Annotated in this window: 14 protein-coding genes; 2 read left to right on the top strand and 12 right to left on the bottom strand. The window is 60.7% G+C overall.

Going from position 1 to position 15,457, the window contains the following annotated elements:
- Positions 1 to 24: 24 nt before the first annotated feature.
- The 11 genes from ACWIKC_RS12985 to ACWIKC_RS12935 all read right to left on the bottom strand — a co-directional run bounded on the left by ACWIKC_RS12985 (position 25) and on the right by ACWIKC_RS12935 (position 12,696).
- A complete protein-coding gene (locus tag ACWIKC_RS12985) occupies positions 25 to 996 on the bottom strand; it encodes an IS630 family transposase (protein ID WP_454599502.1) in 972 nt (323 codons plus the stop codon).
- Between the two features lie 256 nt (positions 997 to 1,252).
- Positions 1,253 to 2,245 carry an aldo/keto reductase gene (locus ACWIKC_RS12980; protein ID WP_305930722.1) on the bottom strand — a complete coding sequence of 331 codons (993 nt, stop codon included), beginning with the start codon at positions 2,243 to 2,245 and terminating at the stop codon, positions 1,253 to 1,255.
- 209 nt (positions 2,246 to 2,454) lie between these two features.
- A complete protein-coding gene (locus ACWIKC_RS12975; protein WP_305930723.1) occupies positions 2,455 to 3,426 on the bottom strand; it encodes an alpha/beta fold hydrolase in 972 nt (323 codons plus the stop codon).
- A complete protein-coding gene (locus tag ACWIKC_RS12970; RefSeq protein ID WP_305930724.1) occupies positions 3,426 to 5,060 on the bottom strand; it encodes a flavin-containing monooxygenase in 1,635 nt (544 codons plus the stop codon). The genes ACWIKC_RS12975 and ACWIKC_RS12970 overlap by 1 nt, the downstream gene beginning before the upstream one ends.
- Positions 5,057 to 6,670: an acyl-CoA synthetase gene (locus ACWIKC_RS12965; RefSeq protein ID WP_305930725.1), complete on the bottom strand. Its 1,614-nt coding sequence runs from the start codon at positions 6,668 to 6,670 to the stop codon at positions 5,057 to 5,059. The genes ACWIKC_RS12970 and ACWIKC_RS12965 overlap by 4 nt, the downstream gene beginning before the upstream one ends.
- A 61-nt stretch (positions 6,671 to 6,731) precedes the next feature.
- Positions 6,732 to 7,823: an acyl-CoA dehydrogenase family protein gene (locus ACWIKC_RS12960; protein WP_305930726.1), complete on the bottom strand. Its 1,092-nt coding sequence runs from the start codon at positions 7,821 to 7,823 to the stop codon at positions 6,732 to 6,734.
- Complete coding sequence (locus ACWIKC_RS12955; RefSeq protein WP_305930727.1) at positions 7,823 to 9,073, bottom strand: acyl-CoA dehydrogenase family protein; 1,251 nt, start codon at positions 9,071 to 9,073, stop codon at positions 7,823 to 7,825. The genes ACWIKC_RS12960 and ACWIKC_RS12955 overlap by 1 nt, the downstream gene beginning before the upstream one ends.
- Before the next feature lie 7 nt (positions 9,074 to 9,080).
- Positions 9,081 to 9,542 (bottom strand): Zn-ribbon domain-containing OB-fold protein, encoded by a 462-nt coding sequence (locus ACWIKC_RS12950; RefSeq protein ID WP_305930728.1) that lies wholly within the window; start codon positions 9,540 to 9,542, stop codon positions 9,081 to 9,083.
- Positions 9,539 to 10,729 carry a thiolase C-terminal domain-containing protein gene (locus ACWIKC_RS12945; protein WP_305930729.1) on the bottom strand — a complete coding sequence of 397 codons (1,191 nt, stop codon included), beginning with the start codon at positions 10,727 to 10,729 and terminating at the stop codon, positions 9,539 to 9,541. The genes ACWIKC_RS12950 and ACWIKC_RS12945 overlap by 4 nt, the downstream gene beginning before the upstream one ends.
- A 23-nt stretch (positions 10,730 to 10,752) precedes the next feature.
- On the bottom strand, positions 10,753 to 11,832 hold the full coding sequence (locus ACWIKC_RS12940; RefSeq protein WP_454597865.1) for an NAD(P)H-dependent flavin oxidoreductase: 1,080 nt from the start codon (positions 11,830 to 11,832) through the stop codon (positions 10,753 to 10,755).
- 105 nt (positions 11,833 to 11,937) lie between these two features.
- Complete coding sequence (locus tag ACWIKC_RS12935) at positions 11,938 to 12,696, bottom strand: FadR/GntR family transcriptional regulator (RefSeq protein WP_340324278.1); 759 nt, start codon at positions 12,694 to 12,696, stop codon at positions 11,938 to 11,940.
- A 163-nt stretch (positions 12,697 to 12,859) separates the two neighbouring features.
- Here ACWIKC_RS12935 and ACWIKC_RS12930 point away from each other — a divergent pair, with 163 nt between their 5' ends.
- Positions 12,860 to 14,122, top strand: a complete 1,263-nt coding sequence (locus tag ACWIKC_RS12930; protein WP_305930732.1) for a cytochrome P450 — start codon at positions 12,860 to 12,862, stop codon at positions 14,120 to 14,122.
- 36 nt (positions 14,123 to 14,158) lie between these two features.
- The gene (locus ACWIKC_RS12925) at positions 14,159 to 14,485 is read left to right on the top strand and encodes a 2Fe-2S iron-sulfur cluster-binding protein (protein ID WP_305930733.1); all 327 of its coding nucleotides are present in this window, start codon (positions 14,159 to 14,161) and stop codon (positions 14,483 to 14,485) included.
- Positions 14,486 to 14,576: 91 nt separating this feature from the next.
- On the opposite strand, the gene ACWIKC_RS12920 is transcribed toward ACWIKC_RS12925, so the two are convergent.
- Complete coding sequence (locus ACWIKC_RS12920; protein WP_305930734.1) at positions 14,577 to 15,347, bottom strand: NUDIX hydrolase; 771 nt, start codon at positions 15,345 to 15,347, stop codon at positions 14,577 to 14,579.
- Between the last annotated feature and the right edge of the window lie 110 nt (positions 15,348 to 15,457).

The following is a 15,457-nucleotide window of genomic DNA, read 5'->3' as shown; positions in this document are numbered from 1 at the left end:
AAACCTTATACCAAACTGCATTGATCACGACCCACGAGTCCATTGGCGGCGTCCAATGGTCATGATGCGCCATGGCAGATCGACGAGCTTATTACAGGCCTCGCAGCAGTGGTCGACGATGTTATCGTGGGAAGTAAAGACGCGGTTTGAGAGCCAGTTGTCGCGCATGAACTGCCAGACGTTCTCGACCGGGTTGAGCTCGGGGCATTTGGCCGGCAACGCGATGATGCTGATATTCTCGGGCACGATGAGCTTGGCGGTCATGTGCCATCCTGCCTGATCCATCAGCACAACCGCGTGGGCGCCGCGCGCGACGGCGATCGATATCTCGGCAAGATGCAACGTCATGGTTTCGGTATTGCAAAAGGGCAGGACCAGCCCGGCGGCCTTTCCGTGTTCCGGACAGATTGCACCGAAGATATAGGCCGACCTGGTCCGCTGGTCCTTGGACGCCGACGGCCGCGTCCCTCGCCTGGCCCAGCGCCGCGTGATCTTGGTTTTCTGGCCGACGCGAGCCTCGTCCTGAAACCATATTTCTATGGGCGTGCGCTTCGGGAGAGTCGCTTTGACCTTTGCCAGCTCGGATGCAAAGCCCCCCTTTTGAAGGCTTCCAGGGCCTGTTCGTTCTGAGCATGATGACGAGGTCGCGGGGTGAGCTTGACGTAGCCCAGTTTCCTCAACTCGCGCCCCACGGTCGTTACGTCGAGCAATACCGCAAACTCCCTCTTGGAGCCACTGGACCAGGTCGATCAGCCGCCAGCGAACAACGCCGTGGATTGCAGGAATAGGACCTTGCTCGACGATCTCCACAAGCGCCCGGCGCTGGGCATCATTGGGGATCGAGGACTTGTCGGGAGCCTTGCCGTCAAGCAGCCCATCAGGGCCCCGGGCGTTGAAGAGGATGACCCAGTCGCGCACGATCTGAAGGGTCACACCCCCGGTCCTGGCGGCCTCGCTCCGGCTGCCGCCGTCATAAATCTGAGCCAACGCCGGCATCCGTCGCGCCTGGTTCGCGCTTGTCGACAATCGCGCCAATCGCCGCAACGCCGCCCCGTCAAAATCATCTCGCAAGACTATCACTGAGCCCATGGCCGACAGAGCGTCATAGATTCAGAGTTTTCGCCTCTTGGGAATCCCCCCGCGTGAGTCAAACTCACGGCTTTTTGGTATCAGACCCAGACCCAACGTCTGGATGAACCAACCCCTCTATCGGTAACGATAAACGAAAAGCGGCCCCCGGGACGCTCGCTGCTCAGCCGTTCAGCGCCTGCATCTGGGGCGCCGCATAGCGAGTGCCCGCGGCCGCTTCGGGAGGGAAGATGCTGTCAATCCGCGAGCGATCATCGGTCGTGATCCGGACGTCCATCGCTTTCACATTTTCCTCGAGCCGCGTACGCTTCCTTGTCCCGGGAATCGGCACGATGTCCTGGCCCTGTGCCAGAAGCCACGCGAGTGCCAACTGGGCGGGAGTGCAGCCCTTCTCACGGGCCATTGCCTCCACCTCAAACACAAGATCGAGGTTCTTCTGGAAGTTTTCCCCCTGGAAGCGCGGCCCGGTGCGGCGGTAGTCATCCTCGTCCAGGTCCTCGATACGGCGAATCTGTCCGGTAAGGAAACCTCGCCCCAGCGGGCTGTAAGGAACAAAACCGATGCCGAGTTCACGAATTGTGGGTAAAATCTCATCTTCCGGGTCGCGACTCCAGAGCGAATATTCGGTCTGAAGTGCCGAAATCGGGTAAACCGCATGCGCGCGGCGAATTGTCTCGGGTGCGGCCTCGGATAGGCCCAGATACCGGACTTTCCCCGCCTTGACCAGTTCGGCCATCGCGCCCACCGTCTCCTCGATCGGTGTGTTCGGATCGACGCGGTGCTGATAATATAGGTCGATATAGTCGACTCCGAGGCGCTTCAACGAGGCATCGCAAGACTGGCGTACGTAGTCCGCGTCTCCGCGAATACCGAGAAATTCGCCATTCTCGCCGCGCACGTTGGCGAACTTGGTCGCCAGCACTACCTCCTCACGCCGTTCCGCTATGGCTTTGCCGACTAGAACCTCGTTGGTGAAAGGGCCGTACATGTCGGCCGTGTCCAGAAAGGTGACTCCCAGATCGAGGGCGCGGTGGATCGTCGCGACCGCCTCCGTCTCGTCCCCCCTTCCATAAAATTCCGACATGCCCATGCAGCCAAGGCCGAGGGCAGAGACCTGAAGGCCCTGCGAGCCGAGCTTTCGAGTGGCAATTTGCATCTGCAATTCCTTATCTGTTTGGGCACGCCCACCGTCCGGAGATTTTTCCCCACCAGCCCAGCCTTGACAGCGACCAAACCGGGTCGCCTGTTTCGAACCTATGGTTGAGGTCGTAATCCGTTCCGCCGACCGGGGGCATCAATCTCCAATTCGCCGGGCCCTTGTCTCCTACGTTGACCCGACAACTCACTGGAACCACCGATCGGCCGCTAGTTGTTCCAAAGAGCCAGAACAGACCGCAACGCGGTTACGAATGCCAATGGCTGGTCGAGCATCAGGTGGTGTCGCGCCTCAGGAACGGCAATTATGGGAATATTAGCGCCACCAAGTTCGCGGATGTATTCCGCCGAGTCCGTTGTGAAGAACTGGCTACTCTCCCCGTGTACGATGGCCTTGCGGCCTGGGGCGCTCACCAGGCGCTGTCCAACCGTGAGCCATTCGTCCGGTTTGTTGCTCCTCCGAAAGACCTCAGGCGAGAACTTCCAGGTCCATCCGTCGCCATCCTGACGCAGGGAGTGATATGCCATGTAGTCCAGCAGGAATGGCTCGCCGACCGACTGGGGCGGAGAAAGGATGTATCGCGTTCGTGCCGTTTGGTAGCTCGGGTAACGGTTTTTAGGCTTATCGGGGTCGCCGGAGCCAGGGCTCGACCGCCTAAGGTTCCAGTATTGCTCGAGAAGCTCGGGCCGCATGATCATCAGATCGCAGACCACCACCCCGCAAAAGGCCTCCGGCGATTGGGTCACAGCGGTCAACGCGGCTCCTGCGCCGAAACTGTGCGCGACGATTGTAGGTTTCTGGCCGCCCTCGAACAAATCCAGCGCCTCGGCCATCTCGGCGAACTCCCGTCCCCTTTCCTCCAGATCGGCTCGCCCGCGCATTTCGCTGTCGCCCATTCCCGCGAGATCGAACGCCACCACATCGTAGTCTTCCGCGAGAAACGGCGCGATGAATGCAAAGCAACGCGCATGGGCGAGGAAGCCGTGACTCATCAAAACCTTGGGCTTGGCGCGATCGCCCCAGCGGAAGTAACGTGTCCTTGCGCCGTTGATCTCGACGAAGCCTTCCTCGCGTGGAACGTTGAGAGCCGCTACGAACCATTCTGGCAGATGTGAACCATCTCCCGCCCAGACTGGATCGATGTCGGCTGAAAGAGTATCTGTTCGGACCGTCTTATTCATCAGATTATGCAGCCCTCATTGGCAAATTTGCTGGTAGCGAAGCCGCGGTAGCCATCGCGCGCCACGTCTTCGCAGCTTGCTGCGTAAATCGATACGCTGGGGAAATTGATAAGCTGTCGCTTCTTGCCGGGAATGTTCGCGCCCATGTACCAAGAGTCCGCTTCGGGGAAGAGTGTCATCGCGCCGGCCTGCGCGACCATTTCGGTCCACGCTGCCTCTGCCTGCGGCTCGGCCTCGAAACGGTCGAACCCTTCGTTGCGCAGCCAGACCATGAAATCGCAGATCCAGTCACCCTGAATCTCGGCGCTCGTCGGGCCGTTGGAAAAGCCCGAAGGGCTTAGCGGGCCGTAAGCGAACAGCATGTTGGGAAACCCCGATACCGCCATTCCCAGATAGGCGCGCAAGCCATCTTCCCATGCTCGCGAAAGTCCACGGCCGCCAGTCCCGGCGATGTTCATGTCGATCAACCCGCCGCGCCCAGCGTCGAAGCCGGTGGCGAAAACGATGAGGTCGCATTCGACCTCGCCGTCTTGGGTTTTGATGCCGTGCGCCTCGATGCCGGTGATCGGATTCGCCTCTAGATCGACGAGTGAAACATTGTCTTGGGCGAAAATCTCGTAATAGTCCTGTTCTAGCGAAGGGCGCTTGGTGCCAAATGGATGAGGGGGCGCGAAAGGCGCGAGTTTCTCGGCCAGGTCGGAGTCTGTGATGCGTGCGCGAACCTTGTCGCGCCAGAAATCGTACGCATGGCGATTGGCTTTGCGATCGGTCAGCAGGTCGGCGAAGTTGGCGTACCAGAACCCCAGCCCGCCGCGCCGCCAGAGGGCTTCGAAGTGGGCATTGCGCGTCGCTTCGTCGACCTCCAAAGCAGAGACTTCAAGCGACTGGGCTTCAAATCCACCGCTTGTCAGCCGGCGCTGTTCGAAAATTGCGGGGTAGTCCAGCTTTTCGCGCTCCTGAACTTTCTTGGACAGGATCTCCTGCCGCATGGGCAGGGCCAGGATAGGGGTTCTCTGGAACAGGGTCAGCGTTCGCGCACATTTCGCCGCTTCCTGGGCGACCTGCACACCGCTCGCACCCGTTCCGATCACAGCAACCTTGCGACCATTCAGATCGATGCCTTGCTGCGGCCAGCGCGCCGTATGGCACCATTCGCCCGCGAAATCTCCTATACCCCGAAGTTCGGGGATATACGGCTTCGACGCGAAACCGACAGCGGGCAAAAGGAAGCGGGTCGATATCGTTTCCCCACTCTCACGCTGCACGCGCCAGCAACCGAGCGTTTCGTCAAAGCGCGCGTTCTCGACTTTCCACCCCATACGCATCAGCGGCCACAGGGCGAGGGTATCGCAGACGTGCCTAAAATAGGCCCTTAGCTCCTCCCATCCGGGAAAGCGCTCGCTCCAGGACCATGGACGCCATAACTCGGGTAGCGAAAATTCGTATAACGGGACTTGAGAATCCACGCGAGCGCCAGGGTAGCGGTTCCAGTACCAGATCCCGCCCGGCTCAGCCGCCGCGTCGACAAGCACCACGTTGAACCCGGCTTCGCGCAGCTTGTGCAGGAGGTAGATGCCGCTGAAGCCGGCGCCGACAACCACGGCGTCGTAATCGGGAGGTGTCCGCTCGGTCACGGCCCGAGGACCGCTTTTTCGGCGATCGATTTCGCGGTGCCATAATCTGGTTTGCCGTTCGATGCGCGCAGGGGGGTTTTTGTCGGATGGATGGATTTTGGTGTCTTGTAACCTGCCAATTGCTTTCGGACATGGGCCCTGACCGCGTGCTCGTCGAACAGCGTGGCGTCGATGAGATGGACGACTGCGGTAACGGCCTGGCCCCATTTGTCGTGTGGGACGCCGACGACCAGCGCGTCACCGATGGCGGGGTGGGTCTTGAGGATCTCCTCGACCTCTTCGGGGTAAACCTTCTCGCCAGCGGTGTTGATGCATACGCTGCCACGGCCCAGCAACGTGAGGCTGCCATCGGCCTCAACGGTGCACCAGTCCCCCGGAATGGAGTAGCGCACGCCATCGATGGTACGGAACGTCTTCGCCGACTTCTCGGTATCCTTGTAATATCCCGCGGGAATTGCACCCTTGCGAGCAATAAATCCCGGCACCCCGCTCCCGGGCTCCACTTTCCGGTCCTGTTCATCGAACACATCGCAGAATTCCCCGATGCCGAACTTGGCCGTATTGGTGCCTCCTTGCGCGGTGGTGACCGAGAGGCCGAAACCAAGCCCCTCAGACGCGCCGAAGCTGTCCATCAAGACCACCTGAGGAATATGCCTGCAGAGCTCGGCCTTGACCTCCTTGCTCCACATTACACCCGACGAGATTATGGTCACGAGGCTGGTGGTATCCCAGCGGCCTGGGTGTTCATCGAGCGCGCGAAGCATGGGCTTGGCAAAGGCGTCACCCACGATCGCGATGCTTTCCACCTTGTGCCTGTTAACGGTTTCCCACATTTCCACAGCATCGAATGACGGATCACCCAGCGTGACGATGGCGCCTCCCGACATAAGCGTGCCGATCGCGGTGATGAAGCCTGTCCCGTGCATAAGCGGGCAGGCGGGAAGGGTTCGCCGACCCGGTCCTTCGCTCCGGATCAGCGCGACATTTTCTTCGAGCGTTTGGGGCACCGGGCCGATCAGCTTCTGCGCATCCAGCTGCGCCTTGCGCATGTCATCATGCCGCCACATCACCCCCTTGGGCATGCCGGTAGTCCCGCCAGTATAGATGAAAAGAAGATCGCCGGGCGAACGTTCGATGCCGAGCGCCGATCCGTCGCCTTCCTGCGCAAGGGTCTCATAGGGAACCGCAAACGGCGCGATATGCGAAGCGTCGCCAACTTCCACGAAGGTGTGAACCTTGCTTAAGCGCTCCTTGAGCGCGACGATGCAGTCTCTGAACTCCGAACTGTAGACGATCACCTCGCTGTCGGAATCGTCGAATATGTATAGAACTTCATCGGCCTGGTAGCGGTAATTGATGTTTACATGGGTCAAGCGACCCTTGAAGCAAGCTGCCATCAGCTCGCCGTATTCGGGACGGTTACGCATATAGAAAGCGACCTTGGCGCCATCACCGGCTCCACGTTTACGCAGCGCGCGCGCAACATTGTTCGAACGCGCGGACATTTCGGGCCATGTGACCATCCGCTCACCATGGATCAGGGCCGGTGCATCCTTTGGCATGGCTGGCTCGATCGCGTCGAGAATGTCGCCGAGATTCCATTCGATCACATCAGTTCTCCTCTCCGTACGGGCTGGCGGACCTGGCGCGCTGGCCTCCCGGTAAAACTTATCAGGCGGCTTTGGTCCAGCCTTGAAGCACCGCTGCCTCGGCCCGCACCGTTTCCGGCCCGCCAAGGACCTGTCGGTCGAACCCGATCCGCTTGAACCAGTAGTGCAGGCCAAGCAGATCGGTGAAGCCCATTCCGCCATGTACTTCGGTGGACGTGCGGGCGACGAATCGATGAACTTCGGCCGTGTGGGACTTCGCTTGGCAGGCGACCAGCGATGCCTCATTCGGCATCGCGTCGAAAGCGTGGGCGGCGAACCAGACCAGCGAACGGCACGGTTCGTGCCGTGCGGCCATCTCGGCGCACATATGCTTGACCGCCTGGAAACTGCCGATGAGGCGACCGAACTGTTCGCGCTGACCAGCATAAGCGACGGCCTTCTGGATCATGGTCTCGCCCGCGCCCAGGCTGTCTGCCGCCAGGATCACACGGCCCGCATCGCGCAGCCGGGAAGTTGCAACTCCGCCATCGTCAGCAAGTGGCTCTGCCTCGGCACCGTCAAAACGTAATTCCCCGACGCTTCGGGTGCGATCAATTGTGGTCAACGAGATAGTCGTCAGCCCAGATGCTTCGGCGTCGACGAGGTGTAGCCTGCCTTTTGCGTCGGCCACGATATAGGCGTCGGCGCCTTTGAAATCGAGGCAGAACAGGGCAGTGCCGGTGAGCTCTCCGGCAGCGGAGGAAACACCCGAACCGTCCCGCGTTTCTAACGTTTCGGAGATCGCGACACCGACGCGCACCTCCCCACGCGCGATCTTGGGCAGCCAGCGCGCTTTTTGCTCCTTGCTACCCGCCTCGCGCAAGGCGATCGGTGCAAGAACCTGACTGGCGAGAAACGGTACCGGCGCGACCGCAAAGCCAAGCTGCTCCGCTACTACCGTCGCATCAAGCAAGGTCATGCCGAGGCCGCCATGTTCTTCGGGGACCAGCATTCCGCCGACTCCCAGAACGTTCAGGGCCTCCAACACCCGGTCGCTCGCCGGATTCTCCTGCTCCACACACTTGCGAACGTGGTCGAGCGGGCAGGTGTCCCGAAGGCAGCGCGCAACCGCGTCACGCAGCATCTGCTGATCCTGCGAAAGTCCGAAGTCCATCAGTTTGCTCCCTGCGCCTGGTGTGCGGGGGCCGTGATTTGCTGCCCCGCAGCCGCAATCCTTGCCGGCTTCGGCTCGCGCGGCATGTCGAGGCCGCGTTCGGCGATTATGTTCTTCTGGATCTGGGCGGTCCCGCCGCCGATGATGAGACCGAGCTGGAACATGTAGTTCCATTGCCACGCTCCTCCATCGCGTTCGCGAGGGCTGTGGTGATAAAGGATACCCATCTCGCCCATGGCGTCGATCGCCAGCGCGGAAATCTGGTGGGCGAGTTCGCAGCTTTGCAACTTCACAATCAGCTTGGCCATCCCGCCCGGTTCTCCCTTCAGGCTATCGGAAAGGACGCGCATGCCGTTGTACTTCATTGCTGCCACTTCTGCTTGAAGCGCAACCAGTCGGTCGCGCAGGACCGGATTGTCGATCGCTCGCCCCTCACCGGTGCGTTCGTCCTGCATCAGGGCGATGAGCGCCTGCATCCGGTTTTCCAGCGCGTCGGGATCGCCCAGCATCCCCCGCTCGTGACCTAAAGTCGCGTTCGCGACCAGCCAGCCCTGGCCCCGCTGGCCAACGATCTGGTCCACCGGGACGCGGACATCGGTAAAGAACGTCTCGTTGAACTCGGCATGGCCGGTCATCGTCTTCAGGGGGCGAACCTCGATCCCCGGCGTGTCCATCGAAAAGATCAGGTAGGAAATGCCGCCATGCTTGGGTGCGTCCGGTTCGGTCCGCACTAGGCAAAAGATCATGTCGGCCTGCTTTGCGGTGCTGGTCCAGATCTTCTGCCCGTTGATGACGAACTCGCCATTCTCGACTCGCGCGCTCGTCTTCAGGTTGGCGAGGTCGGACCCGGCGCCAGGTTCGGAATAGCCCTGGCACCAGACCACGTCGCCCTTCAAGGTGGGCTCAATCCAGCGCCGCTTCTGTTCCTCGGAGCCGAGTTCGAGCAGGGTCGGCACCAGCATCGATATTCCCTGGTTGGCTAGCCCTCCCGGCATTCTGGCCCGCGAAAACTCCTCTGCGACGATGCGCGACTTGAGGATATCCGGCTCTGCTCCGTATCCGCCGTACTCGCAAGGAATTGTCCGTGCGGTGTAGCCGTGCGCGATCAGCAGCTTTTGCCATTCGATCGCCTCGGCCGAAGGGCGGGCAGCCCGATCACCCGGAGGCGGCGCAAGATGGCGGTGCTCTTTGATGAATGCGCGCACCTCTTGGCGGAAGATATCGTATTCGGGTCCGTAGTCGAGATCCATGGCGTTTCTATCTTTCGCGAGGACGGAAAACAGGCAGCCGGAAGTCATCCCCGACCGTTTCGAATTCTACTTGCACCGGAAGGTCGAGCGCGAGATTTTCGCGATTCCAGTCGATCAGGCGTGTGGCCATGCGAACGCCCTCTTCCAGTTCCACCACGGCCGCCACGAAGGGTATCTCGGCGGCAAACGCAGGGTGCAGGGCCTGGTGAGTGACAGTCCACGAATACAGCGTCCCCTTGCCGCTGCTGCGTTCCCACGAATATTCAGGCGATCCGCACTTCGCGCACATATACCGGGGCAGGTGGCGGAAAAGGCCGCAATTCCCACACCGCTGGAAATAGAGGTGCCCATCCTGACAGCGTTCCCAGAACTCCTGCTCGACCGGATCCTGAGGGCGCGGCAGCGGCTTGCCAGGCACCTTCTGGCCGGAAGTCCGCATTTTCGGCGGCAGATCCTGCTCATCTTTCATGCAAACCTCCTGAGGATAGCAATGGCCCCGTCGCCGAGATCCCCCCAGCCGGTCACAAGGCCGGTCTGGGCATCTGGCACCTGTCGTTCGCCGCAATCGTGGCGCAACTGGCGCACCGCTTCGATGACATGGTTAAGGCCCCAGACGTGTGCCTCGCTGAGCAAGCCGCCATGGGTATTGATCGGGTAGCGGCCACCGAGCTCAATCTGTCCGTTGGCGACGAATTCCGCCTGCCCTCCAGGCTCGCAATACCCAAGAGCTTCGAGCTGCAGCAGAACGACATATGTGAAGCAGTCGTAGATCTGCAGGAAATCCATGTCTTCCCGGTTGACCCCGGCCATCTCGAAGGCACGCGGGGCGGCGTAGGTGAGCCCGATCTTGAAAGGATCTGGCCGAGAAGGGATATCATCTGCGGGATAAGGATGGCCTTCGGCGGCGCCGGCGATGGTCACGGGCACATGGGGCATGTCTTTGGCCCGATCGATTCGCGAAATGACAACCGCACAGGCGCCATCGGTTTCCAGACAACAATCGTAGAGGCGAAACGGCTCGGAAATCCAGCGCGCGGCGTGATAGGTTTGGGCATCGAGCGCCCGACCATAAGTAAAGGCGCGGGGGTTCAACTGCGCGTGCCGACGGCAGGCCAGCGCGACGGCCGCCATCGTGTCCGCGCCTACCCCATATAGTTGCGAGTGGCGGGTCGCCAGCCATGCATACATCTGCACCGGCAGGAACACGCCATAGGGGATATAATAGCCCCGAATGGTATTGGTCAGCGTGTTCATGTTCATCGGCCGGGTTGGCGGCGCACCGGCCTTAGGCCTGAGCGCCGAATAACCATTCCAGCCCAGCGTCACGAGGACGTGATTGCAGAGGCCGCTGGCGATCGCCATCGCAGCGTTCTGCAACGCCGTCGTCGGGCTGGCGCCGCCCATGTGGACGGTGGCCGCATAGCGCAGCACGTCGATGCCGAGGTTGGCGGCCATTTCCTCCGATGTCGTGTAGATCGGCGGCGGAACCATGCCGTCGATGTCGGATGGCTTCAGCCCCGCGTCAGCGATCGCGCGGCGCGATGCTTCGAGCATCATGTCAACCGCGGTCCGTTCCGTGCCTTTCACAAAGTCCGTTTCGCCGACGCCGGTAATTGCAGCCTTGTCCGCGAAGCCGCGTGAGGGTGATGTGGTCATGCCATGCCCCGTTCAGCCGCTGGTCAGGAATACGAACGGGCGCTGGCCAGGGCTCTTTCCGCCTCATCCACCAGACCGCGCATGACCTCTGCAGCTGGCCGGATCGCGTCGATCAGGCCAATTCCCTGGCCAGCAAAGCCAGGCATGATGTCTTTGCGTTCGGCCTTGATGCCCGAGGCCATGACCGGCCCCGAAACCATCGACTGATACGGCATGGGAAGGGGCTCCTTGCCTGCAGCAACCCATGCATCGGCCCATTTGTTTCGGATCATTCGCGCGGGCTTGCCGGTCAGCGAACGACTGACGACCGTGTCCGCATCGCCGCTTTCGGTGATCGCTTCCTTCTGGAAGTGCTCGATCCCGGCTTCGACCGTCGCGAGGAATGCCGTGCCAACCCACGCGCCTTCGGCCCCAAGCATCAGTGCCGCAGCGACTCCGCGCCCGTCGGAAATACCGCCGGCCCCGATCACGGGCACACGATTGCCGACTGCATCGACGACCTGCGGGATCAGCGACATGGTTCCTATCGGGGAATTGTGGCCGCCGCCATCGTGACCCTGCGCCACGATCATGTCGATACCGGAATCGACCACCTGCCGAGCGTGCTTGACCTTGCCGATCACCGCCATGACCTTGGTGCCATTGGCATGAAGACGGTCCATCCAGGGCCCAGGATTGCCGAGGCCAGCGGCATAGACCGGCACCTTCTCCTCAATCACCACTTCCATCTGCGCCTCGAAGAACTCTCTCGAGAACAGCTGGAGCCCGCTCTTGCCCATTTCCGGCGCACCCGCGGCGCGCATCGCCGCTGCAGCATCGACGTGGGGCAGATGCTCCCGCTCCATGAAATCGCGGGTGAACTCCTGGTATTCGCCTAGCAATGCCATCGGGTTGTCGGGCGCATCACCACTTTGTGGCGACGAACCCCGCCTCACCGAGGCTGGCAGAAGCGTGTCCACCCCGAACGGCTTATCGGTCATCTCGCGGGTCTGACGGATCCAGCTACGCAACTGGTCCGGCGAGCACGCCGCTGCGCCCAGAACGCCGAGTCCCCCGGCATTCGAAACGGCAGCCGCGAGCGCGGGAACGCTCGCCCCGCCCATGCCGGCGAGGAGGATCGGGTATTCGATCCCGAGAATTTCGCAAATGCGGCTCTTGAGTGCCATTGTTGTCTTCCTCTCCATCCCGCGCCCGTCCCGGACGCGTAGCTAAATGTGTCCCCACCGGACCTTTTGGCTCACCAGTTCCGGGCTTCTCTCCGCGAGATAGGCGGCGGACCCCGACACAAGACGGGCCATGGAGTTCCGCGCAGCTTCGCTATCGCCGGTGCGAACGGCCTCAAGAACGCGGCGCAGAAATCGCAATTGAACAGCTCGTTCCTGCGCCGAATAGCCCAGCGAGTGCGAGAATTCGCGGGTCAGCAAATGCATCGCCGAAGTCAGCAGGCCGAATAGGGGGTTGCCGCTGGCCCAGCCCAAAAGGTCGTGAAAGCGGCGATTCAATTCCTCGAACCTGCTTCCTTCGACATTGCGCTCGAGCTCCTTGAGGCAATCCGCAAGGGCGCTCAGGTCGCCAGTGGTCGCTCGCTGGGCGGCGTAAGCGGCAACATCGGGCGCGATCGCTTCGCGCAGTTCGAGCAGCCCCCGCAGGTCTGCCTCCATGAAATGCAGGATAAGCGAAAGACTGTTAGCAAAATCGCCGGTTTGCGGACGTGCGACGACCGGACCGCCGCCGCGCCCCAGTTGCAGATGAATGACGCCCTGGAGTTCGAGGAAGCGCAGCGCCTCTCGCAAGGTTGCCCGGGCAACGTCATATCGCGCAAGCATTTCATCCTCGCGCGGCAACCGGTCCCCCGCAATATGGGCTCCAGCTTCGATATCGCGAACGATGTGCTGAGCGAGCGAAAGCGCGCGCTTGGTCTTCTTCGTAACATCGGCCCTCGGCCGCATCTGTGGATTAGCTCCCATCAAGAATGCTTATAAGACTTAAATCACAATCCTGTCCACACATCCTTGCGGCCGTTACCGAGCCCGGGCCGAGAAATTAAAGATTATAAGGTTTATTGACGACAAGGGGTGGGCGGCCTACCTTGCGCCAGTGCCGACGATTAGCCACGACGAAGGATGGGACATGGAAAGCGCCACGATTGAACTGGATTCGGCAGAAAAGATCGCGTCCATCCCGATCGACGAGATCGATGTTTCGCGACCCAGCCTGTTCCAGAAGGACAACATAGGCCTGTTCTTCGATCGTCTGCGGCGGGAAGACCCGATCCACTACTGCCCGGACAGCTACGTCGGGCCCTATTGGTCGATTACCAAATTCGACGACATCATGGCGGTCGATACCAACCACAAGGTTTTTTCGTCGGAGGCGAAACTGGGCGGCATCGCAATCCAAGATATGCATTCCGTCGAAGGCGCGCTCGAACTCGAAATGTTCATCGCCATGGACCCGCCCAAGCACGACCAGCAGCGCAAGGCAGTCACTCCCGCGGTCGCGCCCTCCAACCTGCTGCTGCTCGAGCCGATTATTCGCGAGCGCGCAGGCGAAATTCTCGACACGCTACCCGTTGGCGAAGAATTCGACTGGGTCGACAAGGTCTCTATAGAATTGACCACGATGACCCTGGCGACCTTGTTCGATTTTCCGTGGGAAGAGCGACGCAAGCTGACACGATGGTCGGACGTGACGACGGCCGCGCCCGAAACTGGAATCGTGGAATCCTACGAGGCACGGCGAGCTGAGCTCATTGAATGCGCAATGTATTTCAAAGGTCTGTGGGAGCAGCGCATCAACGAAGAACCGAAGAACGATCTGATTTCGATGATGGCGCATTCGCCTGCGACTCAGGACATGCCCTTCCTCGAATTTCTCGGCAATCTCCTCCTGCTTATCGTTGGAGGCAACGACACCACGCGCAATTCCATCAGCGGGGGCGTCCTGGCGCTCAACCAGAACCCGGACGAATACCGAAAGCTGAACGAGGACCCTTCGCTGATCGCCAGCATGGTGCCCGAGATCATCCGCTGGCAGACCCCGCTGACCCATATGCGGCGCACTGCCGTTCAGGATTGGGAGATCGGTGGCAAGCAAATCAGGAAAGGCGACAAGGTCGTCATGTGGTACTTGTCGGGCAACCGGGACGAGACCGCGATCGACAGGGCCAGCCAGTTTATTATCGACCGCAAGAACCCTCGTCATCACCTGTCCTTTGGTTATGGCATACATCGCTGCATGGGCAACCGCCTTGCCGAACTGCAACTGCGGATCATCTGGGAAGAGATTCACAAGCGGTTCGCGCAAGTCGAAGTAACCGGCGAGCCCGAACGCCTGTTCTCAAACCTCGTTCGGGGAATCACCAAGCTACCGGTTCGGCTGCACGCACGATGACCGGCTACCCGCGCGAGCAAATATACGGAGTTCAAGATGGTCAAGGTAACGTTCGTTTCCAGCAAGGGAACGCGGCGCGAGGTCGAGGTGGCCGAAGGCGAAACCGCGCGCGAAGCGGCGCTCTTCAACGATGTGCCAGGAATTGACGGCGATTGCGGCGGTGTCTGCGCCTGCGCGACATGTCACGTCCATGTCGATCCCGCGTGGATCGACAAGGTAGGTCGCCTGGCGGACGACAGTATGGAATCCGACCTTCTGCAGTTCGCCGAAGGCACGAGCGAATACAGCCGTCTTGCTTGCCAGATTCCAATAATGCCAGAGCTGGACGGCTTAGTTCTGCACGTCCCCGAGCAGCAATACTGACGGATCACTGTGAGATTTTCGATGAGGCCTCAGTAGCGGCCCCCGATGTACGGAGACACCAGCAAAGCTCGGGCTTCTTGCAGGTCGGCTTTCAATCTACAAATTCGTAAGCGGCACCATATCCCGCGTTCTCCGGGATAGTGAGGACGTTCTTGCCGTCGCGCTCGACGATCTCGGGTAGGACCGTCACCATCTCGCGGGCTTCAGCCTGTGCAACGCAATCTTCCGCGCTCGTTGCTTCTGCCAGCAATTGCAGGTTCAGCCGGGTCGGGAAAATAACCGTTCGCTCTCCAGCTTCTCCCATTTGCAGCGCCTTGCGCGGCGAAAGCCATTCCGCGTCGACGGTTTCGTATCCGTCGCAGGCGGCAATCTGCCGGTCGGGAGCGCGGACAACGTAGAAATGGGTGTCGAAGCGCTTGTGCATGAATGCTGGCGTAACCCACCTTGCAAACTGAGTAAGCCGGTCGAGCCGCAGTCGCACGCCGGCGTCGCGCACGATGTCTAAAAATCCCTGAGTCCCTCGCTCTACCGCCTTGCGGCTTTCAAGGTCGCAGGCGCCCTCGAATGTCGTACCGTCGCTATTTTCGGCCAACAGGATTCCTGCTTCTTCGTAAGCTTCACGGATGGCGGCAATCCGCAAGGTCCGTTGCGTGTGATCGAAGGAATCCCAACCAGTGCAATGATCGATCCATTCAGGAACTTTGTCACCGGCTGAGGGCTTGCCACCGGGAAACACCAATGCGCCCGAGGCAAAATCGATCTGGTGGTGCCGTTTTACCATGAGAACCTCGAACTGCGGATCGTCGCGCAGCAACAGCATGGTCGCGGCAGGAACCGGATCGACGGGCGTTCGCAAATTCATCCAACTCTCCTCCTGAAGCGTGCCTCTTCAACATCTTTACGCGCCGGGATCGCTGTCGCAAAGACTTACGGTCGTGCGGGCGGTCATACGGAGCGGCGGCTGCTACCTGC

It is taken from the genome of Qipengyuania sp. SM2507 (assembly GCF_053714505.1).
Note: the sequence above shows the minus strand (reverse complement) of the source record. Positions and strands in the feature narration are given on the sequence as shown.